Source organism: Methylobacterium nonmethylotrophicum (genome assembly GCF_004745635.1).
Classification (GTDB): domain Bacteria; phylum Pseudomonadota; class Alphaproteobacteria; order Rhizobiales; family Beijerinckiaceae; genus Methylobacterium; species Methylobacterium nonmethylotrophicum.
The window spans coordinates 1-20,300 of sequence record NZ_SRLB01000061.1 but is presented as its reverse complement, the minus strand read 5'-3'; the positions used below and the strand labels follow the sequence as shown (position 1 = coordinate 20,300).

22 protein-coding genes and 4 pseudogenes are annotated in these 20,300 nt (G+C 63.8%); 13 read left to right on the top strand and 13 right to left on the bottom strand.

What is annotated here, in order from left to right; all coding sequences use genetic code 11:
- Together EU555_RS34755 and EU555_RS34750 are read right to left on the bottom strand one after the other, a co-directional pair.
- Positions 1–254: hypothetical protein (locus tag EU555_RS34755; protein ID WP_135419864.1), on the bottom strand; the 254-nt coding region annotated here is incomplete at its 3' end.
- Between the two features lie 276 nt (positions 255–530).
- Positions 531–1,283: an IS6 family transposase gene (locus EU555_RS34750; protein ID WP_135419863.1), complete on the bottom strand. Its 753-nt coding sequence runs from the start codon at positions 1,281–1,283 to the stop codon at positions 531–533.
- Positions 1,284–1,356: 73 nt separating this feature from the next.
- On the opposite strand from EU555_RS34750, the pseudogene EU555_RS34745 reads away from it, so the two are divergent.
- Positions 1,357–1,536, top strand: a pseudogene (locus EU555_RS34745) (DUF1236 domain-containing protein); the annotation flags it as partial.
- A gap of 501 nt (positions 1,537–2,037) precedes the next feature.
- Here the strand turns inward: EU555_RS34745 and EU555_RS34740 are convergent.
- From EU555_RS34740 to EU555_RS34725, 4 genes are all read right to left on the bottom strand, one after another.
- On the bottom strand, positions 2,038–2,385 hold the full coding sequence (locus tag EU555_RS34740) for a hypothetical protein (RefSeq protein WP_135419862.1): 348 nt from the start codon (positions 2,383–2,385) through the stop codon (positions 2,038–2,040).
- The gene (locus EU555_RS34735) at positions 2,382–2,579 is read right to left on the bottom strand and encodes a hypothetical protein (RefSeq protein WP_135419861.1); all 198 of its coding nucleotides are present in this window, start codon (positions 2,577–2,579) and stop codon (positions 2,382–2,384) included. The genes EU555_RS34740 and EU555_RS34735 overlap by 4 nt, the downstream gene beginning before the upstream one ends.
- 295 nt (positions 2,580–2,874) lie before the next feature.
- Complete coding sequence (locus tag EU555_RS34730; protein ID WP_342636510.1) at positions 2,875–3,135, bottom strand: hypothetical protein; 261 nt, start codon at positions 3,133–3,135, stop codon at positions 2,875–2,877.
- 649 nt (positions 3,136–3,784) lie between these two features.
- Positions 3,785–4,030: a hypothetical protein gene (locus EU555_RS34725; protein WP_135419860.1), complete on the bottom strand. Its 246-nt coding sequence runs from the start codon at positions 4,028–4,030 to the stop codon at positions 3,785–3,787.
- A gap of 191 nt (positions 4,031–4,221) precedes the next feature.
- On the opposite strand from EU555_RS34725, the gene EU555_RS37575 reads away from it, so the two are divergent.
- From EU555_RS37575 to EU555_RS34700, 5 genes are all read left to right on the top strand, one after another.
- Entirely contained in the window at positions 4,222–4,356 is a 135-nt protein-coding gene (locus EU555_RS37575) for a hypothetical protein (protein WP_281041331.1), read from the top strand.
- Entirely contained in the window at positions 4,337–4,747 is a 411-nt protein-coding gene (locus EU555_RS34720) for a type II toxin-antitoxin system death-on-curing family toxin (RefSeq protein WP_167858763.1), read from the top strand. Before EU555_RS37575 ends, EU555_RS34720 begins: the two co-directional genes overlap by 20 nt.
- Positions 4,748–6,068: 1,321 nt before the next feature.
- Entirely contained in the window at positions 6,069–6,791 is a 723-nt protein-coding gene (locus tag EU555_RS34710) for an AAA family ATPase (protein ID WP_342636509.1), read from the top strand.
- Positions 6,792–7,190, top strand: coding sequence for a stability/partitioning determinant (locus tag EU555_RS34705; RefSeq protein ID WP_135419857.1), 399 nt, complete (start codon positions 6,792–6,794; stop codon positions 7,188–7,190).
- Positions 7,191–7,473: 283 nt separating this feature from the next.
- The gene (locus EU555_RS34700) at positions 7,474–7,713 is read left to right on the top strand and encodes a tyrosine-type recombinase/integrase (RefSeq protein WP_135419856.1); all 240 of its coding nucleotides are present in this window, start codon (positions 7,474–7,476) and stop codon (positions 7,711–7,713) included.
- Between the two features lie 18 nt (positions 7,714–7,731).
- Here the strand turns inward: EU555_RS34700 and EU555_RS37660 are convergent, their stop codons facing one another.
- Both EU555_RS37660 and EU555_RS34690 read right to left on the bottom strand, forming a co-directional pair.
- Entirely contained in the window at positions 7,732–8,601 is an 870-nt protein-coding gene (locus EU555_RS37660; RefSeq protein ID WP_342636508.1) for an MrcB family domain-containing protein, read from the bottom strand.
- 700 nt (positions 8,602–9,301) lie between these two features.
- Positions 9,302–9,937: a recombinase family protein gene (locus EU555_RS34690; protein ID WP_135419855.1), complete on the bottom strand. Its 636-nt coding sequence runs from the start codon at positions 9,935–9,937 to the stop codon at positions 9,302–9,304.
- A 252-nt stretch (positions 9,938–10,189) separates the two neighbouring features.
- Between EU555_RS34690 and EU555_RS34685 the strand changes: the two genes are divergently transcribed.
- On the top strand, positions 10,190–10,774 hold the full coding sequence (locus tag EU555_RS34685; protein ID WP_205821059.1) for a hypothetical protein: 585 nt from the start codon (positions 10,190–10,192) through the stop codon (positions 10,772–10,774).
- A gap of 77 nt (positions 10,775–10,851) precedes the next feature.
- Here EU555_RS34685 and EU555_RS34680 read toward each other — a convergent pair whose 3' ends face one another.
- From EU555_RS34680 to EU555_RS37825, 5 genes and pseudogenes are all read right to left on the bottom strand, one after another.
- The gene (locus EU555_RS34680) at positions 10,852–11,439 is read right to left on the bottom strand and encodes a response regulator (RefSeq protein WP_135419854.1); all 588 of its coding nucleotides are present in this window, start codon (positions 11,437–11,439) and stop codon (positions 10,852–10,854) included.
- Positions 11,440–12,262: 823 nt separating this feature from the next.
- The gene (locus EU555_RS34675; RefSeq protein WP_135419853.1) at positions 12,263–12,808 is read right to left on the bottom strand and encodes a hypothetical protein; all 546 of its coding nucleotides are present in this window, start codon (positions 12,806–12,808) and stop codon (positions 12,263–12,265) included.
- 233 nt (positions 12,809–13,041) lie between these two features.
- Entirely contained in the window at positions 13,042–13,632 is a 591-nt protein-coding gene (locus tag EU555_RS34670) for a GNAT family N-acetyltransferase (RefSeq protein WP_205821058.1), read from the bottom strand.
- Positions 13,633–14,693: 1,061 nt separating this feature from the next.
- Positions 14,694–14,963 (bottom strand): annotated as a pseudogene (locus tag EU555_RS37830) (transposase domain-containing protein); the annotation flags it as partial.
- 24 nt (positions 14,964–14,987) lie between these two features.
- Positions 14,988–15,167, bottom strand: a pseudogene (locus tag EU555_RS37825) (transposase); the annotation flags it as partial.
- Positions 15,168–15,781: 614 nt separating this feature from the next.
- Between EU555_RS37825 and EU555_RS34660 the strand changes: the two are divergent.
- From EU555_RS34660 to EU555_RS34640, 6 genes and pseudogenes are all read left to right on the top strand, one after another.
- Positions 15,782–16,069 (top strand): annotated as a pseudogene (locus EU555_RS34660) (transposase); the annotation flags it as partial.
- Between the two features lie 102 nt (positions 16,070–16,171).
- On the top strand, positions 16,172–16,651 hold the full coding sequence (locus EU555_RS34655; RefSeq protein WP_135419851.1) for a GNAT family N-acetyltransferase: 480 nt from the start codon (positions 16,172–16,174) through the stop codon (positions 16,649–16,651).
- 507 nt (positions 16,652–17,158) lie between these two features.
- A complete protein-coding gene (locus EU555_RS36560; protein ID WP_167858761.1) occupies positions 17,159–17,680 on the top strand; it encodes a PE family protein in 522 nt (173 codons plus the stop codon).
- Positions 17,681–17,803: 123 nt separating this feature from the next.
- A complete protein-coding gene (locus EU555_RS34650) occupies positions 17,804–18,460 on the top strand; it encodes a translational initiation factor (protein ID WP_135419850.1) in 657 nt (218 codons plus the stop codon).
- Between the two features lie 102 nt (positions 18,461–18,562).
- Positions 18,563–19,465 carry a class I SAM-dependent methyltransferase gene (locus EU555_RS34645; protein WP_167858760.1) on the top strand — a complete coding sequence of 301 codons (903 nt, stop codon included), beginning with the start codon at positions 18,563–18,565 and terminating at the stop codon, positions 19,463–19,465.
- Positions 19,466–19,523: 58 nt separating this feature from the next.
- Positions 19,524–20,144, top strand: coding sequence for a hypothetical protein (locus tag EU555_RS34640; RefSeq protein ID WP_135419848.1), 621 nt, complete (start codon positions 19,524–19,526; stop codon positions 20,142–20,144).
- The last annotated feature ends 156 nt before the right edge of the window (positions 20,145–20,300 follow it).

Sequence of the window (20,300 nt, the reverse complement as noted above, 5' to 3'; positions counted from 1 at the left end):
CTCGGGGCGGGATCGTTGCCGCTGGTGCCGAGATGGGCGACGCTGCCGGAGAAGCTCAGGTTTCCGTCAGTCAGGCTCGAGAACAGGACGTTGGCAAGCGTGACGGTTTGTCCGTTATTTCCGACGACAAGATCGGATCCTTGCTGAACAAACGTCAGATTTGCCGCGGAGTACCCGGAAAACGACAAGATATCTTGCGTCGGGTCGAAGGCGAAGCGCTGGCCGATCCGACTGCTGAAAATGTACGTGGTCATCCGAACGCCCCCGCGCGCAAAACACCAAGCCGCTTGTGCTTTCATTTCTGGGCACGGCTTACCACAGTCCTAGCAAAAGGTACTAGATCGGATCAACTCTCGTTGCTTGGTCAGCCCCCACGAGGTGGCTCGAGTGGAATGTTAGTGCACTCGCTGGCCCGGCAGCCCACGCCGTTCCGCCTGGCGCCCCGGTGCTGTGCGAAGACCCGGCGTGGCACGGAAGGGCTTGTCGCAAACTCGGGTTCAGGCCGCAGAAGGGGCTGCCCGCTCCCGCTTTCACGCTTTGTTCGCGACGGGAAGTCCAAAGCAGGTGGCGAGCAGCTGGTTCTGCTCTCGCACGGTCCAAACACGCGCGAACCCGAAGCCCTTGCGCAGCCAGAGCATCGCCTCGAAGCCCTGGATCGTGCGCCGCGCCGTGTGGAACGAGCGGAACCCGCCCACTCGTGGCATCGCCCGCTTCACTCGGAAGTGGTCGCTCTCGATCCCCTGCTGCAGGTGCTTGGTGACGTGGTGGGTGGGCGTGCGTGGCAGCAGCCCCTCCTTGCGGCTCTCAGCGATCGCCGGCGGGTAGGGGCCCGCGCCATCGGTGCCGATCCGGTCAGGCGCCAGAAGCGGCTGATCCTGCAGCATCTTGCGGAAGAAGCGCTTGGCGGCATCGAGGTCGCGGTTGGCCGTGAGCAGGAAGTCGATCGCCTCGCCATGCTTGTCGATGGCCCGGTACAGGTACCGCCACTGGCCCCGCACCTTGATGTAGGTCTCGTCTACGCGCACGGACCCGCAATGCGGTTTGCGGAACTGACGCAGGCGGCGCTCGATGGCGGGAGCGTAGGCGAGCACCCATCGGTTGATGGTGGAGTGGTCGACCTCCATGCCCCTCTCCAGGAGCATCTCTTCGATGTCGCGGTAGCTGAGCGCGTAGCGCAGGTACCAGGAGACGGCCTGAACGATCAGGGTGGCCTCGAAGTGCCGGCCCCGGAAGTCGCCGCGGGCTTGCCGCTTCAGCTTGAGGGCGATGGCGTTGAGGATCATGGGCCGGCTCCGGAGGGAGGCGGCAGGCTCGGTAGGTATGGTTAACGAGCCGTAAGCGGGGAGCCGTTCGCGTTTGCGACAGGCCCCCTATGACGGCCGCCTCGCCGTCGGCGCGACCCTCCCCGAAGATGGCGTCACCTACTACGACGTTCCTACTGAGTACCGGGTCCGGCCGGGCTATCGCTACACCATCGTGAACGAGCAGCCTGTACTGGTCGACCGTAGCCACCGCATCGTCGAGGTCATCGACTAAGCGACACCCGCCACCCCAGCCAACGCTGAATTGAAGAAGCCCGCCCGGCACATCCCCGCCGTGGCGGGCCTTTCTCGTCCGGCGCCGATCTGGCCACGGCACGTCCCGACCTGCGATCTGGTGGCTCCCCGGCAGTGACTCGACGGACTGCATGCAGGGCTGATCCGGTTCGTCATCGACCTATTTCGCAGTCATCCATTTGGTGAAATCGACTCTCCGCCTAAAGGATTAAAACCTGATCAAATGTGCAGGCTATAACTACGATAACGATGAAAAACCATCAATTGTTTTTAACTAATTGTCTGAGATAAGATCGAAGATTATTGATATGAGTAAATTGCGATGTCCGCATAGTGCATTTGTATTGATGCAACAATCAAGGAGATTGATATGACACATACAAAACATCTTAAGATTGTGCTCGCCGCTGCCGCACTCTGCGCTTTCGGTGTGGGATCGGCAGCCGCAGAGGGTCATGGTCACGGTTGGGGGTTCGGCCATTCACGTGGTGCTCCAGGCCCGATAGCGGGCGCTGGACTTCCCTTCATCATCATCGCTGGTGCGTATGGGGCATATCGACATGTGCAGCGGCGGCGCATGGAGAAGCGCCAAATCGAGCAGAGCCACCAGAGCTGAGTGAGTCCCCCGGGTAGCTGCAACGATCTGCAGCTCGCCCGGGAACCGGTCTATCAGGCAGCCTAGGCGGTAGCTGGAATGATGGCAGGTCGCGGCGGCCGTGGTCTCGCCATCGGACCGAGCGTCGCCCATGGTCGGTGGTGCGATCTCCCGGCCGTGCTCGTCGTAGGAGCAGCGGGGGTTGCAGCGGCGGTTCACGGTCGCGTCGGTCACTCCTCGTTCCATCGGGTCAGAGCGATAAACTCGCGCGCCCGTTCGTAGGCGAGCTGGATCAGCTCGGCCTCCCACGTGTCGGTCGGGTTCAGATCTTCCCAAGCCGGCCACCATCCGGCTCCCCAGCGAGCGTGCTCGTGCATGGCTCCGGCGATGAGGTCGAGCGGCTTAGGATTTGCGGGCGGGTGGGTCACTAGCGTGCTTTCCTAGCGCTCTAGCGGGCTCAGCTACGCCCGTCCGACGGCCTCCGCTGTGGCATCCCGCCTCTCACGACTGGAACAGACCAGTGCAATATAAGTGCCACGCCATTGAACGCCCTGAAGACCTGATAGACTAGCCTTTGACTGCGTCCGTCACCGAGCGCCGCACGAGACCTTCACCGACGCCTCCTGTTATTGAGGCGTCGGGTTGCGCGCCACAACGCCACGATAGTCCCCACCGCGCATGCCAGTGCGAGGACTGCCGCGAGGAGGAGGTAGACCGCGGGGCTCATTCGACCGGCGCCAGAAGGATCGCCGTCTTCACCACCGCGTGCATCTCCGCTTCGGACGAGTGCCTCGCCGCTAAGATCCCCTGAGCGTGAGGGTCGGCCGCCATGATCGCGCAGACGTCGATCGCGACGCCTTCCGCGAGCGGGCGAGGACCGGGCTTTGGATCGTTCAGGAAGTCCGTGACGGCTGCGTCGAGCTGCTCGTCGGTGATGCGCTTGAGGATGTAGAGGTCTTGGACGGTGTAGGTGTCGAGCATCATGAACGTGATCAACGGAGGCTGGAAGGGAGCGGGCCGGGAGAGGGAAGCCACCAGCAGGCGCGCGCAGTCTAGCGCAGATCAGGCAAGCCGCCGCAAGGCCCTGCCATAGGTCGATAAACTGGCCGTCAACTGCGATCGCCGTGGAACCCCGCGCGAGCACTTCCGAGGACTTCCGGCAGGGCCCATAACGCTTTCCATACCCCCTCTTACACGTCCTGCCCGCCTCGCGTGCGCGTAGAAGGAACGCCTCCAGCTTGATCGCTCATTAATTTCGATGGTCGACCCTACCGCTGAGCCGAACAGGGTTCCCCCCGATCCGGCGAGAGCGGCGGCCACATCCTGACCTGCTTGTGGCTGCCGCTCCCTTCCGTGATGCTGCTTGGCCCGATCCGAGCCAAGGCCGGATCATGCATGCGCACTGAGACCGATCTGCTCGCCCTCGCTGTCGAGAACGACGAGATGCGTCTTGCGCTGACCGAGGCGCCCCACGCGCTGCCTTGACGCATGAACGAACTCATCGATGCCTACCACAGGAGGTTCACCGCCCTCCTGCTGGCCGCGGAGAGACCTGCCGAGATGCCTCGGGCGGCTGCCGCGGAGGCCTGACCCGCGCGCGATGAAGGAGGTCGTCCATTTCGAACTCCTGATCTCAGTGCAGGCCTCTACCCGAGCCAGGCGAGCACCAGATCCCCTGCGGTGAAAAGGATGCCGGCGAGCGCGATTGTGCATTTAATGCGCGATCCACAGAAGTGGATCCATGCTTGCGCGTCGCCTTGACAGTCAGGCTCTCGGTGACCAGGCGCTCGACCAGCGCGGGCCAGAGCCATCGGGCGGCGGCGTGGATCTCGACCAGGGCGACGAAGTAGCTGGTGAGGTCGTGGCCAACGTTGGCCACGGTCTCCGCAACCCGAGCCGCCAGCACCTCGTTGCTGACGCGGGGCTGTCCCGCTCGGATGTGACGTGGCCGAATTGACATGAGGAGCCCCCCTCCTCACTTTCGGGGGTGAAGGGACCACGATGATGGCTGCGCCACGCCCGAAGGATCTGCGCCTACTTCCGTTCGAGGACAGGGACGGTCTGCGCCCGATGCCGGAGGCGCCGCTCCCCGAGCGGCGGCCCTTCAAGGCGCGTCCGCAGCCCGACGAGACCTTCGATGCCGCGGCCGTGCATCGCGAACTCGTCGCCCGGTATCCGAAGATCCGTGCCAAGCTCGCCGAGTGAGCCCCGGTGGGTCACGGCCGAAACGGTCATCGCCATCAACGAGTACGAGGTCGCCGCCACCGGTGAGCCGTTTATAGTGCTCGACCGCGGCAAGCTCGATGGCGCGCTCGGACGCCCTATCAACCTCTTCGAGTACGAAGGCGTGGAGGACGTTCTCACCCTGGCGGTGGCGCTGCTGATGGCCATCGCGAAGGCCCACGCCTTCGCGCAGGGCAACAAGCGCACCGCCTACTTCGCGGCGGGTGTCTTCATGCGGGCGAACGGGTTCGACCTCCAGATCGAGGATCACGAAGGCTTCGGTGCGCTGATCACAGCAGCGGTCGCCGGACAGATCGAACCGAAGGATCTGGAGGAAGCCTTCGCCTCCTACGTCTACCTGGTGGGCGAGTAAGCCTGTCGGCGCGGCCGCCCCGCACGAATCTCGCATGCCCGCTGCCGACCCTGCGACCCTGCCCCTCGGCAGAGCTTGCGACGGTTCCGTGGCTCTGCCGGTCATAGGCCCATGCCTCGCCGCAGCCGTTCGAGCGCGGCTTCCAGACCCTCAAGGGGTTGCGCAGGATTCCGCTGATCTCTCTCGCCCATAATCACCCCCCTTTCCGGGGAAGTTTGCTTTTGGGCGACTAAGGTTGGTGGCATGAACCTGGGGGCTGCGACGCTGGTCGCTGGCACCCGTTGGGGCTCAGGGCGCGGGATCGGCCGTCTTGCCGGCGCAGAGGCTCCACGGGCCGCCTGAGCACGGGCATTCGCTGCCGTGAAGGCGACGGCGTACTCCTCGCCGAACCTGTGCATGATCGCCCTGCGCTGTAGTCCGCCCTCCGTCCGCTGGTAGCGCTTGCCAGCCTCGGGCTCGTATCGCGCCAGGAACCCCACCTCGACGAGAACCGCGAGGGCGCCGCGCACCCGGGCTTCGGTGAGGCCGAGGGCCTCGTGCTCGGCAAGCGCGCGTCGGTCTATCGGGAACGCGCACAGGAGCCGCCTGGGGCTGCTCCAGTACCTCGCCAAGAAGTGCGCCAGGGCGAGGCAGGCAGCCGCGTTCTTCCGGCCGCGTAGGGCCGTCTCGAGCCTGTCCGCGATGGAGCGCGGTAGGCGGTAGGCACACGTCATCGTTCGGCCCTCTCGGGCCGCAGCGGATCGATCGGATGCGCCGGCAAGCGCTCCGTTCACTAGGCAAGCCACCACCGTTGCCTGAACCGAGGTTCAAGCTTGACTCCCGAGGGAGTGTCTGGCGATATCGGAGGTGCAAACTCTTTCCGATACGCCCGCTTCGGCGGCGCCACGGCCCCCTCCCGGCAAGGAGTGGGGCCGTTTGGCGTTCTAGGGTCTCACTGCTGCGGCGGTGGTCTCCTCAGCGACTCGCGGGATGCGAGGCGCCCAAGCTGCCATTCGGCATGAACCGCAACGGTTCGTCAAACTTTGGCAGGGTTTGCGGCGATACGGGACGCGGGATAGGCCTTCCCGGCCGAATATCGTCGCTCACGGCCAAGCGGACGAAGGATGGATTGCACGCCCACCTTTGGAAGCGTTTTTAACTGGTAGCTACCAGCTAATGGTAGGTTGCGTCTGTGCCGCAACGGGCGCAGCGGCGGGGGGCATAAGCACCGACACGCGGCGCGGCCTGCAACTTCAGAAGCTACCAGCTAGCTATCTAGTAGCTACAAGATGCCATTTCTCTAGCCGTTAGCTATCTGTTACGCTTTCAGTGATTGATTCGTTTGTTCCTCGCCTTTCACGCCATCCACGGATTGCCCATGCCCGTTGTCTCTTTCGCCAACCCCAAGGGTGGCGCCGGGAAAACCACCTCGGCGCTGCTGCTCGCAACCGAACTCGCCGCACGCGGCGCCGCCGTCACCATCATCGACGCTGACCCCGAGCGGTGGATCTCGCAATGGGCGAAGCTGCCCGGCAAGCCGGAGGCCATCACCATCGTCGGCGACGTAACCGAGGACAGCGTGGTCGACGCGATCGAGACGGCCGAGGCTAGTTCGCAGTTCGTGATCGTGGATCTCGAGGGCACGGCCAGCCTGATGGTGTCGAACGCCATCGGCATGTCCGACCTGGTCGTGATCCCGATCCAGGGCTCCTCGATGGACGCCAAGGGCGGCGCTAAGACCATCCGTCTGATCCGCAACCAGGAGAAGATGTCCCGGCGCAAAATCCCTCATGCAGTCGTCCTGACGCGCACAGGGGCCGCGATCACGTCGCGGGCGCTTCGCAACGTGGCCGAGCAGCTGAAGGCAGGGGGCATTGAGATCTTCGAGACTGCCATCGTGGAGCGGGCCGCCTTCCGTGACCTGTTCGATTTTGGCGGTACGCTGTCGGACCTGACCGGTGCTCAGGTCAGCAACCTCGACAAGGCGATCCAGAACGCCCGCGAGTTCGCCGGCGAGGTGGTGGTGAAACTAAAGGCGGCCGCAGCCGCGAGCGAGGCGGCGTAAATGTCCACCAAGGAACGCGCACCGCTTGGCTTTGGGGACGAGCTGGAGAGCTTCGATCCGGCCGCCTGGACCAAGCCCAAGGACAAGCCGGCCGGCAACAAGCCGAAACCCTCCGTCGCTAAGGAGGCGGCCGAGGCGTCCGGCTTCAAGAGCCGTGAGCCGGTGAAGACCCAGCCGAAACCGGAAGTGCCTGCGCCGACACCTGCGCCCAAACAGCAGCGCCGCCGCCGCACTGGCCGCAACGTGCAGTTCAACATCAAGACCAAGCAGGAGGCGATCGAAGCCTTCACGGCGATCGCGGACGCGCAAGGGTGGGGGTTCGGCGAAGCCTTCGAGCGCGCAACCGAGTTGCTGCAGCGGGAGCATGGGGCAGGGAAGGAACAGCTATCTGGTAGCTAACGGGTAACACCCTACGGGTCGCGGCCTACTCGCCGCCTACGGCAGCTCCCCGAACCCGCTGCGCGGTTTCGGCTCTTCGGGAACCGGTCGACTGACGCGATAACAGGCGGCCTATGGCCAAGTTTGCTAAGTGGTGGGCCAGCCGCCCGGCCCCGCCCTAAGCTCACGAGGTCATTGACTCTGGCCCGGTCGCTCGACGCTGGGCTGCCGGGCGGCTTCGACGCCCAGAACGGCGTCTACGCCGCCTCTCCGGATCTTCCTGGCCCTCGCATAAGGGAGGTGTATCTCGACCGACGCCGTCTCGGAGATCGTGCAGCGGCGCGCCGCGGCGGCCGGGCTCGATCCGGCGCCGTTCAGCGGGCACTCGATGCGAGCCGGGTTCGCCACAGCGGCCGCGATGGCCGGGGTCGAGGAGCGGGTGATCATGCGCCAGACCCGCCACCGCTCGGCCACCACCGTGCGGCGCTACATCCGCGACGGCGAGCTGTTCGCCCGCAATCTCGCTGCTGAGGTTGGACTGTAAGGACCATCGCGACGGGGATCACGACGTCGCGTGCAAGACCTCACGGAGAGCGTCCAGGTCCGATGGGTCAGCCATACGGTGGATCATGCGGTGACAGTTCGGGCACAGCACCGCGAAGTCCGTGGCGACGTCGTACCTCACTGGCTCGCCCTCGCGCAGGCTGGCCAGGGGGCGGAGGTGGTGCACCTCGATGAAGTCCTCTCCGGGGCTGCCATACCGCTCCGCCATGACGAGGTCGCAGGCTTGGCAGCGGATGCCATGGTGCTGCTTCGCGCGCCGCGCAGCGTGAGGGTTGCGCTCAATCCGCCGGTGCATGCGGTAGCGGCGCTCCTCGAGAAGATCCGTCGGACCCTCGTCCGGCGATGAGCTCGTCGACGTGGTCAGACCGCCCCGAAAGGTCAGGGCGCGATAGGCGGCCACGATCGTCTGCAGGTCGTGGCGCAGGGTTGTCTCGTCCGGCATGGCACCCGAGCGATAGGTCATCCCCATCGCGTGTCCGGCCGCGTAGCCGCTCGGCAACGGCCTGTCCGACCCGAGGTCGATCGCGTGAACCGGCAGGCGGGGAGCGAAATCAGCGAGGCGCCGCCGCACAAAGACAGCGCGCTCCGTGAGCACCTGGTTCGCGCTACCCCTGAACTCCCGCAGGACCTCGGTCGTACCCTGATTGAGGGACAGGTGAACGAGCCTCTCGCGCGCATGGAAGAGGTAGACGACGTAGTAGCCCTGGGTCGCCGTGCGGGTGACGAGCGGATCGAAGACGGAGAGCCATGGAACTTCGGCCCAGATCCCTTGCCCTGGACTACCCTTGACCAGGAGATCGCTGTTTCCCGAGCCGAGTGCGCCAGCGACTTCCTGACGGGCAGCGCCCCTGATCACATCTCCCAGCACATGGCCCGCGAAGGGCTCACCTTTCGCGAGGGGGTTATTCGGTGATGATGCGCTCGAGCGCGTGTGCCAGGGTCACGGAGCATCTCGGGTGAAGCTTGAGGTCCACTGGTCAACCTAAAGCGTGTCCTCCTCATCCACCACGACGATCCGTTAGTCCCGCTTCTCCCCTCTCGAGACAACCTATCAGCCCTAACACCGTGTCCGGCTTCTCTGAGATTGCGTGACAGCGAGGGGCGGCTCGGACCAGCCACCCCAGCCTCATCCCTTTAAGGCCTCGCTGCCCGGCTTCGCCTGCGGCGAAGCCTAACAACAAGATCCGTCAACTTCACAGAATAAGCAAGACGGATGGGTGTTTTTCTGGGAAACATGCGCATTTTCTACTACAGTATCCGACATTTATGTTTTGGAAAAATTCTGAAGATCAGTATATCATAACAGCGTATCGAGGTACACCGGCCATCTGGTGGCGGTGAAGGTCACGTCACCCTGCACCGGCCCCACGCGCTCGGCGAGGCGCCGGATCGTGCCCGGTGCTTCTCGTCCTCCAGGGCTACAGGCGCCCCTCTGGCCAGGGGCGGCTCAGCCCTCAATCCGCTCCAGCACCCTCCGCACTGCCGTTGGGATCCAGGCCGCGCCTCGGGGTGTGGTGATCCCTCGCCGGTCGAGGCCGGCCGCCAGCTCGGCGCCACGCGGATTACGATCATGCACTCCACCGGGCGAGTGCGGCTTCGGCTTCTGCGGGGTCCTCTTGGATGCGGTAGATGGTCTGTCGGCTCAGGCCGGCGTCCCGGGCGACGGCGGAGACGCTGATGCCCTGGGCGAGCTGCGCACGCACTACATCGAGTTGGGCGCGGGTGTAGGACGGCTTGCGGCCCCGATAGGCGTCCTCCCGGGCCTTGGCGTGGGCGATGCCGGCGCGTTGCGCCTCGCGGGTCGCCTCGGCCTGCGCCTGCGCCGTCGCAGCCATGAAGCCGATCAAGGCGTCGCGCACGGCCTGCTGCATAGGATCCTTCGTGGCGCCATCGAAGGTGAGCCCGTTGATGACGGTCCTGATGACGACGCCACGCTTCATCAGCTCGCGGATCACGTCGCACACGTCGGCATAGTCGCGGCCGAGCCGATCGACCCACCGGACCACCAGCACGTCGCCGCGCCGGAGCATGTCGAACAGCCGGCGCCCCTGCGGCCGATCGGCGAGCCGGGTACTGACGCCGCTCACACCCTCATCCGTCACGACTGCATCGATCGTGAAGCCAGCGGCCTCGGCCTGGATCCGCTGGTGCGCAGCCGTCTGGTCCGCGGTCGACACGCGGGCGTAGAGGATGACCTGGGACATGGAGTGGAACCGTCCGTTGAGATGATGTCCGCATATCGGCATGTCCGTTGAACGAGATCAACCCTAGCGGACAGGATTTCATGCGACCGCGGCGCTGTCCGCTGGGGTATACCCTTGTTGACACAATCGCTGGTGGCCACCGGGTGAGCGCCGCCTACTCGATGTGTTCGACCGGGCAGTGCGGGGCCAGCACATTCGCAGGCCGTGGTCGCCGCCTGCGCGACGTGGCGGACGAGGGCGCTAGGGAGGTATGTGGGCCGCTACGTCGACCATCAGCCACTTCATGCCGCGATGCCTTCTCTGTCCGATCGTCAGCGCATCGAGCTCGCGATCCCGGCTTACCTCCTGTGTGCCTTGACCGCGGCACCCAGCGTGTTCGCCCCGGCCGATCCAGACCAGGCGGCGAGAGCCGAGGCCGATATCGCGGCGCTTCGCGCCGACCTTCAGGCCGCCTGCCTCGAGCCCTTCAGCGACCTCGTCGCGAAGAAGCAGCACGCCCTCCTGCGCCGGGTCGAGCGCATCGGGAAGGGCGTGATCACCGGATGGGAGAACCGGTCTGCGCTGAGCGTGATGCTGACGCTCTGGTACTTCCTGAAGGACCTGACCGACCGCGAGGTGCTGATCCTGTGGCAGGGCTCGGCGATGGAACGGGCGACGAGCCGGCTGCTGCCGATGTTCGCGCACGGCTTCGACGAGCAGAAGCGGGACGCTGCGGCCCAGGAGCATGCCCGTCAGCTACTCGCCCGGCTGCAGGCTGAAGGGTGTATTGCTGAGAAACGTGGCAGGCCAGGTTTTGGTGGAGGTGTTCAGACTGCGCCGGCCCGGCCTGGACGTTAGCTCGATGGCGGGGGCGATCATCGGCTTGACGCTAGGAGACGTAGCGCTGTCGGATCTGGGATGCAGATCCCCTAAGGTCACCTGACTGGCAAGGCCGGATGACGTACGGCGCGACCGACCAGCACCGACACGTTGAGAGCCCGCCAAGGCTTCTGTAGAAAGACGATCTCGCTCGATAGTTTCTCGAAAGGTGCTTCAGCTTGGTCGGATGTGACCACAAGGTGGATTTTCGGCCAGAAGGTTGCGACTAATCGCGCGAGGCTCACGCGATCCATCGAGCTGGACAGCTGCACGTCAGTAAAGCTCATCGCGACATCGCCGTCTCGCTTCTTCAGTAGCGCCACCGCATCCTCTCCCGTCTCGCAGACGACCACGTCCAAGACGGTTTCTTCCAAGAGCGCCACGGCCATCTCACGCATGTGCGGGTCGTCCTCCAGCACGAGGACAAGGCGAGTCCGATCGACGGGCTTCGTATCCTCTGATCCATCTGCTTGGCCGAGCGCATCCCGCTCGATCAGGAGGGCAGCGAGCTCCCGAAGGCGATCCGGAGTTTGCGACTCGTCCGGGAGCGGGAAGGCGTCGCGCAAGCCCTGCGCAATGCCACGGTTCACAGCCTTAGCCCCGTCCTCCACACCGCGGTAGACGAAGCGGGCATAGGGCGACATCGGTGCCTCCCATGACTTCCTGAAGGGCCGACGCACTCCTCGGATCACGAGTTAACCTAGATTAATATTCTTGAAGGGGAAGAGGGCCAAAACCCCGCCGGCCCGAAGGCCTGACGAGTCGTGCCGTATCCACACGATGGTGAGCCAACACACGACGCTGCTCACCAGCGGGTGAGGCACGGGATGATTAACGGTTCCTCAAAGGCACTGCACTTCGCAGCGGCTTCGGCCTATACAGCTAGTACCCTGCGTCTGACGTTTTTTTGTGGCAGAGTGGTTAGCATGCAGGAAGGTGCTGATGCACTACCGCATGCCGACCACCCTCGACCGCAGCGCCGAAGTTCTACTGCCCACAGACACGCTTTATTGTATAGCTGCGGCATAATTCGTGAGAACCACCGGGAACGCGTATAGAAGATGCACAAACTCGTCTGAAAGTGCACGAATCAGGTGTATGTAGTTTTTGATAATTTGGGGTCCATTGAGCGTAGGCAAGCGGAACGGAGCTGAAAGCCGTAGCGATGAAAATGCAACTCACGCTGAGAGCACGAAGTACCATGATGACCTCCTAGTGCATGCTGTGATTTATAGCCAGCAATTTAAGGTATCATAGACACTTATGAGCATAATGTGCTCTGGCGCACCCCGGAATCATGTAGCAAATCGTGATTATCGGCATCTGTATTGGTAGTCTTGGCCCCAATAATCTTGACAAAGGCGGCGAAGATGTCGGCCCCCGCGTGGTAAACAACGTCGACGACCGTGCGCACGTCCGTCTCGCCCCCCCTGCTGCCACACCTTGAACGCCGAGATGAACAGGATCTCAGTCAGGATCGATAGCAGAAGCCGCGAGGTCGCCCTCGTGCAGCCAGCCCATCACGGCGTGCATCTCCCGCTCGACGTCCTCGACGCTGTCATACAGGCCGGCCTCGCCGCGGCCCGGGCTATCCCAGTCCGACCAACGGCCCTTATCGTTGTGCTTGTGCCGGAGAACGCCCTCCCGGTAGGTGTACAGGCCGCCGCGGATCTCAAAGACCCAGGCGCAGTGTAACCCGTCCAGGCTCGACAATTGCTTGACGAGCTTGCCTGGCCCCCACATGTAGGCGTCGCGCAGGCCGATGAGGGCGCGAGCCGCACGCGTCCGGTTGGCTGGCGGCAGCGACAGACCCATCGTCTCGATTTCGATCCTCGCGAGATGGTCGATGAACGTGTCCTCGACCTCGTACACGCCGGTGTTGCGCGTTAGTGCGACGAGATCGGGAATGTAGACGTTGTATTCGTCTGGCCGTCCATGAGCACCCAGGCCGATCGGGTCCCATACCCAACGCAAAACGTGGCTCACGTGCGCCGCCAGCTCGGGGTCGCTCACATCAGGCATCGTGCAGTATGGTCCATGTCGCATCGTGACCCCCTCAATCGTGATCGGTGACGCTATCACCAAGTATACTTGAAATATTGAATTTTGTTTTCTGGATTATTCCATAATAAAATTGTCGTGAATTGCATATAAACTTGACAGAACTTAGTTTTAAAAACAGAAATTATTGAAATATGGGATAAAGTTTGTATCTAACATAAATTATAATTGATATTACATTATTCCTAAAACGGATTTGCACAATATAGAAACCAATCTTCTTGTGTAATCTCCCAGATCTCCGTCGATAGGCGCCCGATCACGAAGTTTTGCTCTTCAAATTTTACGACACGCATCCCGATATTTCGCGACAGCCGGCGAGATGGATGATTGATGGCCGCCTTCGGCTCTCGAAGCCGCGGACGGTTGAGCTGAGCAAACCAGTACCGTGTGGCAGCGTTGGTCGCTTCCAGCATCAGCCCTTGCCCCCTCCAACGAGGAGCGAGCCAGAACGCACGATTACAGTTGGTCTTGTCCATGAGGCTGACGACGCCAATTAGCTGATCCGGCTTTTCCCGAAGCCTGATTGACCAGTGCCATTCGCGTCCTGCTCCCATCCCAGGCAAGGCTACATCGCGAATGAACGTCAGAGCTCCGTCGCTTGGGTACGGCCAGGGCACTTTGGTACTCAGGAACCTGACGGTCTCCCAGTTTGGGAAAAGATCCTGGATGGCCTCCGCATCGAACAGAGACAATGGCCGTAAGAGCAGCCGCTCGGTCGTAAGGAACGGTATAGCGCCCTCAGCCCGTGAACCCGACGAGCTTGCAAGCTGCACGACCTTCAGCTCCTCATTCTGTCGAGCGGCGTTGATGCCGGCGCGGACTAGCGTCCTCCATGATGGAGAGCTTGGGCGCAGGCGGGTACTCCAACTGTTTGGCGCGCGCCCGCTGCTCTTCGGGAGTGAGTGAAGGATGCGGCAGGCCGCAACGCATGTACACCTCGTAGACCTCCCCGTCACGTATGACGGTAGTAGGGGGTCCAGCTCCGCACGCCAACGCCGATGACATCGCCACGAAACTTGCAAGCGTCGCTGCAGAGAAAGTCCGTATCATAATTAACCTCCTGTAGCTGTCTGACACAATTCAACAATGATGGTTATTCTCACTGCGCGTCTAAGCGGCGTGACTAATTATTTCGCTTTTGCATTCGGCCCGAGGATGTTCATCAGCTTGTCGAGGTTAGTCTGACACTGAATTGGGGAGTGATCACGCGCAGCGCCATAGACGTCAAAGCCAGAGTTGGACGGATCGTCCGTGCATGGCTTCGCTGCGGGCATGACGTCGTCGGTATTAGGTGCGATGGCACCGCTGCCAGAGTCTTGAGCCCTCACGGCTCGTAGTCCTCGCAGACGCGTTCATGCATCTGGGCGCTATACCAGCACTTTGGCATAGCTCTCAGTTTTTGCGACGATTTAGCTCGCTGCGCCGGCGTACCGGCCATAGACATATAACCAAGGCACTTCTTGTAATCAGACGACCCCTTCCACTTCGAACAATTTCCTACACGCGATGGATTTTTGCTGGCCGGCGCCCCGACATAGTCGGCGTAATCATCCCATATAGGCTTGGAAGAAGCATGAGTAGCCGCAAATAGTCCAAAAGTTGCCAGAGACAAAGCCGCAATACCCACAATGTCGATGCGCTTATACTGCGACATAGTACTCTCCTGCTATTTGGAATTTTTCGTCATGAGAATTTGCAGCACTACCCTGTTCAGGGAAGTGCGGAGAAACACCTCATACGATGCGATATAGCGAAGTTTGCATCTTGGGGTGGTGCGCGTGCGATAATTGTCGAGCACCATATGTATGGCCTTGCCTGCTGATTACCCTGCCCCTCAGCACGTTGAGCGTAAGCGGAGCCTCCAGGCCACAGCTTCGAGGTCTTGCTCGCTGGCGTAGGCCCAGGGCAGCAACTCGTCGAGGCGGCGGTTGGGATGGCCCTCGGCGATGAGGGTGAACACGTCGCTCAGGTAGGCGTGCGGCTCCATCCCGTTCAGCTTGCAGGTCTCGACCAGCGACGCGATCACCGCCCAGTGCTGCCCGCCGCCGTCCAAACCAGCAAACAACGCGTTCTTGCGCGTCAGCGCCAGCGGCCGGATCATAGCCGGCACGAAGGTCATCGGCGTGGGATCCTGCCCCGCTTCAAGGGCGCGGCGCGCCTCCCGGCGCCAACCGAACACCTGTTGGGACGTCACCCCGTGGCGGCGCGCTACGGCCGAGACGACGGCCCCCGGCACGAGGGCCTCCTCGAGGATCGCCGCCTTGGCATCCGCCGACCAAACCCGCCGCCCGCTGCCGCCCGTGATCACGTCCAGGCGGCGCGGCTCCAATCTATGCTCAAGTCCAGACACAAGCCGATCCCCGCGATCAAACCACGGACATCAGCATTACGCCTCACTATGCATCACGGTAGGTGGGCTCGGAAGAACGCTTACCGTTGAGCGCCGGAGACACCACCGAAGGGCCGTCGTATAGATGTGGTGCGATACAGCACTTAACGTCAGCGCTTAATGTGAGCAAATTACACCGCACAGACGTGCTTTTGATCCAGTCTAGCTCGGAGCTCTCCCATGCGTTCAGCAATCTTCAAGTTCGCTGGCTTCATGTTCCTTCTCTCGCCAATAATCTCCACCGGAGCACAAGCTCTCCCCATCGGCACACCTTATGCGCCTAGACTTATGACTGAGCAGGTCGGTATTGTTTGTAAGTATGTTAAAGTCGATCCAAGCTGCTGGGGTGACGTATGTAGGACCAAGCAGGTTTGCTATAACTTTAATGCTACTTCTGATCGAATGGTTGGGAATAGAAGCAGAGCACTGTTCGGTGTACGATAATCAATGTTCGCTGTCACAGTTACTGAGACAGATTGAGGCCCTTCACGGGCGGAGGAAGGCTGGTTCATCTTAGCCGGCAAGGAGGGAAGATGAACCAGCCTTCCGGGCCGGCGCTGAGCCCGGCAGAGGTGGTGATCAAGAACGTCCGCCGCGCCCCACAGCCAGTTCTCGGCTGAGGAGAAGATCCGCATCGTGCCGTGCTGGAGGGCCTGCGCGGCGAGGACAGCATCGCCGAGCTGTGCCGACGCGAAGGCATCGCCACCTCGATGTACTACGGCTAGTCCAAGGAGTTCCTGGAGGCTGGTAAGAAGCGGCTGGCCGGCGACACGGCCCGCGCCGCCGTCTCGGATGAGGTCAAGGACCTGCGCCGCGAGGCCAGTGTGGCTGTCGCCCGCCAAACAGCGCGTCTCCGCAAGTTCCGCCTCGGCGAGGTGGCGTGTGCACGTTAAGCTGGGTACGGATCGAGTTTGGAGGCCGACATGCTGCCATTGATCCGCGAGGCTGTAGGCGGGGACGAGGCTGCCCTGCGGCGCCTCGCCTGGCTCCTTTGGGACCACCACCACGCAGCATGCCCAGAGCGCTTCCGCACCGCCGACGAGATCACAGGCGCGACTGAGCGGTCACCCCCACCTTTCCAGGTCGCGGAGCGCGTCCACGTGGCAGAAGTGTCCGGAGAGGTTGCAGGCTATGCCCGGGCCGTCCTGCGCGAGGCACCGCAGAGCCTCGCCTACCGGCCGCAGCGCGTAGTGATCCTCACGGAAATTGCCGTCCTGCCGGGATATCGCGGACTGGGCCTCGGGCGGGCGTTGATGACTGCGGTCAGGGACTGGGCGTATGCGTCCTGTGCCGAGGCGATCGAGGTGCCGGTCTTCGGGTTCAACCGCCACGCCCTGGCGCTGTACGAGGGAATGGGCTTCGCGCCCTGGCTGCTTCAGCTCCGCTGCCCGCTGACGGTCTAACAACGCCGCCCGCGGACGGAAAACCGAGCCAGTGAACTCGAAGAGTAGCAGAGTGCGCACAGCATCTGAGCGGCGGATACGCTCGTGTGCGCGGCGGCACGGCAACGATCTACCAGTCTGGCAGCATCACTTCACCGCTGGGGCAAACAGCGATCGCGACGACGACTTTAGGTAGACACCTCCGTAGTGAGACGCTCGCCCGCCTCTCCGGAATGTTTCAGTAAGCCGGCCCGAGCCCGGACCGGTGATACAGCTGAACCAAGAGAATGGTTAACATTCAGACTTCGTTCAGTGCACCAGGAACAGATTAGTCCCAACGAACACGACAAGCCGCCCGCAGATCTCCTCCAAACAGAGGATGCGTGCAAGTTCCGGTACGGCTCCGAGGAAAGACAACGCTCGTCACGGCGTATCCGCGCACGGGGTCGGCGCGCTCAGAAAGCGGCCCCACCACCATCCCGATCCACCATCACGCCGGCACTGCGCGTGCCGCTGCAGGAGGTTGTCATGAAGAAGACGCTGTTCGTGATCGTGTCGGCCGTCGCCATGATGGCGGCCGCGCCCCAGGCCTTCGCCGGCGGGATCGCCGGGAACGGCGGAATGGGTGGCGGAGGATACTACGGCGGCTACGGCGGAGCCGGCGGCGGCGGCGGTGACGCCATGACGGGCGGGCGCGGCGGCAACGGCGGCCGGGGCGGCAGCGGCTACTACGGTGGCGGCGGCGGCGGCGGTGGCTGGGGCGGCACCGGGTCCTATGGCGGGCGCGGCGGTGGCGGCGGGGCCGGCGGCAGCGGCTGGTACGGTGGCGCGGGCGGCGGCGGCGGCGGCGGCGGCTCGGGCGCCTATGGCGGCCAGGGCGGCAACGGCGGCCGGGGCGGCATGGGCTCCTACGGTGGTGTGGGCGGCCAGGGCGGCGGCGGCGGCTCGGCGGCGGGCTACGGCAACCGGGGCGGCAACGGCGGGGCCGGCGGCAACGGCAGCTTCGGCGGCGTCGGCGGCCCCGGCGGACAGGGCGGCAACGTTCACTGACCTCCCCGCACTCCCCTTCCGCAGTACCAGTCGTCGCGTCGCGGAAGGCACCGGCGCCGCTCGACCCCTCCCGGGCCGGGCGGCGCACGCTCGACGGTGAAACTCCGACGTGAGGCAGATCCGATGAAGACCTTCTCCCTGCTGCTCGCCGCCGCTGGCGTGGCGCTCGCCGGCACCGTCGCGGTCGCCGCCCCCTGGCCCGCCGGGACTTCCTATGACACCGACGTGGTGCGGACCGGATCGGGCGACGGAGCCGGCTTCCCGGGCGCGCCCGGCGGCCGGGCCGGCGCGCCCGGCCGCGTCGGCGGCTGGAGCGGCGGCCGCGCCGCGTCTGCGGAGCCTGAGGGCCTGCGTGGCTACTGCATTGCCCTGCTCGACGGCGCGCGCCAGAAGGCTCCGGCCTTCCATCCCGCCGACTGCGCCGACCTGTACGCAGCGGCAGCCCGGCCGGACCAGATCGACGACGCCGACGAGGCGGTTCCAGGCCCTGCTCTCGCTCGCGCCTGCGCGGCGCTGCTACGCAGCCCGGGCACGACGCCCCCGTCGGCCGATCCCAACGCCTGCAGCAGCTACGTGACGACCCTCGATCCCGGCACGGCGCACCATGCGGCGACCGGGTCGGGAGACCGGGCGCCTGATGGGCCGAGCATCGCCGGCGGTGTCGGCGGAAAGGGCGGGCGGGCCGGGAGCGGCGGGCCGGGAGCCGGCGCCGGGGGCGCAGGCGGAGTCGGCCTAGGCGGGACGGGCGGAGCCGGAGGTCCCAGCGGCTCCGTGCGCTGAGACCGCGTCAGGCGAGAATGCAGGCAGCGCCTGTCCACGACCATGCTCAATGCAGGCGCATCGGCGCGTAGGGATAATCAGTTTGGCAGGGACGCATATTCGATGAGCGAGACACGGCAGCCGCACTCAGCCGAGCATTTCACCAACGATCGCGATCACTGGTGGAATGCGGACTATCTCGATCTGCTCCAGCAGCGCTACGCCCTGCAGACGTGCCGCCGTGTGCTGGAGTTCGGGGCTGGCATCGGTCACTGGACCGTCCTTCTTCGTGGGCTCTGCGCACCCGACGCGACCTTCACGTTGATCGAGCGCGAGCCTGAATGGATCGCCGCGCTGGAGCGTCGCTTCTCCGATCAGCCAGGGATCGCGGCGGTCTGCGCTGACGTAACGGACATGCCCACCTTCGACGCGCCCTTCGACCTCGTGACCTGCCAGACGCTGCTCATGCACATCGCGGACGTTGAGGAAGTGCTGCGTGCAGCGCGGCGTCTGCTCAGGCCAGGAGGATTGTTGCTCGTCGTCGAGCCGAACAACCTTGCCAACCGCCTGCAAGCGACTCCCGACAGTGGGCTGACTCCGGAGGAATTCGGCGCACTTGCCGCCCTCTGGTGGGCCTGGGAGATCGGACGGACGAAGCGCGGCTTTGGCCGCGAATGGATCGCTGAGGAGCTGCCACGCCTGATTGTGCGCGCCGGCTTTACTAACCTCACAGCGAGCCAGAACGATAAGCTGTTTCTCCGGTATCCGCCCTACGACACGTTGGACCAGACGGTTGTGCACGGAAGCCTCACAGAAGCCATCGCAGCGGCGACAGAATTGGAGCCCCGAACGCAGGTCTGGGACTATTGCCTGGCTGGAGGCCTTGACGCCCTGGGCTTCGAGCGCGGATGGGCCGCTTTGGAGATGCTGGCCCGCCGCACGAGCGACGGCTTGTGCGCGGGGTCTCTATCGTCCGCCGGCCTCGCCAACTTTTGCGTTTTCGGCGCACGCGCACCTTTTTCCTAGCTGCCATAGCCCCAGCGCGATCCTCGGGGAACTACTAGACGGTTACAGGCTCGGAAGGATGAATTTCATGATCCGTTCAATATTCGTAACTGCAAGCGCTCTCGTCGTCGCCACTGCCTCTATAGCAGCCACGGTCGACAGCTTGCCCGCATTTCTGAAGGGCACAAGCTACGCCTCCGCCCGTAGCAGACTCATCGCGCTCGACTGGAAGCCTGCGAAGACGCCGGACGCCCAGCCCTGCGGCGGGGACAGTCGATGCATCGGGCGGCCCGAGTTGGAGGCTTGCGCCGGTACCGGTGCGGCCAACTGCATCTTCACATGGCGGCGTGGTGGAACTCTCATCGCCGTCAGCACGGCCGGTGAGCGCGATCCAGTCGTCAGCGGCATCACCTGCCGATCCGGTTGCGACCAGGCTCCCACCCCACAGGCCAAGCCGGCCGACCTCACCGCCGAGTACTGCCGCTCTCCGCAAGCCGCGCAGGCCGTTCTGGCGCAAGCCAACCGTGAGCGCGTGCTCCAGCCACCCTTGGTCGCCACCCAGGCCAAATTCATCGGCTATGATCGTATCCAGGGGACGGACATGTGCCAGTTCAGCCTCTCGACCCGCGGCGGCACTGCTTACACTTTCGCGGCCAGCCGCAGGGCGGACGGTGCTCTGCGCCTCCAGTTCGCCGACTGAAACCACAGTGCGGGCGGTCGCTGCCTGCGTGACGGAAAGGTCTACGAGATTTACTCACGCTGGGATTGCCCCGGATCGGTGGTTCTTGCTCACTTTGCGTGGATGGCGGTGGATTGACTCGGGCCGCTGAAGGGTAGGCCTGCCCTCCCCATCGTG

What these genes read in the sequence shown, in the direction of transcription:
- EU555_RS34750 (WP_135419863.1), bottom strand. Translation starts at nt 1,283, where the DNA reads ATGATCCTCAACGCCATCGCCCTCAAGCTGAAGCGGCAAGCCCGCGGC.
- EU555_RS34730 (WP_342636510.1), bottom strand. Translation starts at nt 3,135, where the DNA reads ATGATGCTCGACACCTACACCGTCCAAGACCTCTACATCCTCAAGCGC.
- EU555_RS37575 (WP_281041331.1), top strand. Translation starts at nt 4,222, where the DNA reads ATGCCGGAGGCGCCGCTCCCCGAGCGGCGGCCCTTCAAGGCGCGTCCG.
- EU555_RS34705 (WP_135419857.1), top strand. Translation starts at nt 6,792, where the DNA reads ATGTCCACCAAGGAACGCGCACCGCTTGGCTTTGGGGACGAGCTGGAG.
- EU555_RS34690 (WP_135419855.1), bottom strand. Translation starts at nt 9,937, where the DNA reads ATGTCCCAGGTCATCCTCTACGCCCGCGTGTCGACCGCGGACCAGACG.
- EU555_RS34680 (WP_135419854.1), bottom strand. Translation starts at nt 11,439, where the DNA reads ATGTCGCCCTATGCCCGCTTCGTCTACCGCGGTGTGGAGGACGGGGCT.
- EU555_RS34655 (WP_135419851.1), top strand. Translation starts at nt 16,172, where the DNA reads ATGCTGCCATTGATCCGCGAGGCTGTAGGCGGGGACGAGGCTGCCCTG.
- EU555_RS36560 (WP_167858761.1), top strand. Translation starts at nt 17,159, where the DNA reads ATGAAGAAGACGCTGTTCGTGATCGTGTCGGCCGTCGCCATGATGGCG.
- EU555_RS34650 (WP_135419850.1), top strand. Translation starts at nt 17,804, where the DNA reads ATGAAGACCTTCTCCCTGCTGCTCGCCGCCGCTGGCGTGGCGCTCGCC.
- EU555_RS34645 (WP_167858760.1), top strand. Translation starts at nt 18,563, where the DNA reads ATGAGCGAGACACGGCAGCCGCACTCAGCCGAGCATTTCACCAACGAT.
- EU555_RS34640 (WP_135419848.1), top strand. Translation starts at nt 19,524, where the DNA reads ATGAATTTCATGATCCGTTCAATATTCGTAACTGCAAGCGCTCTCGTC.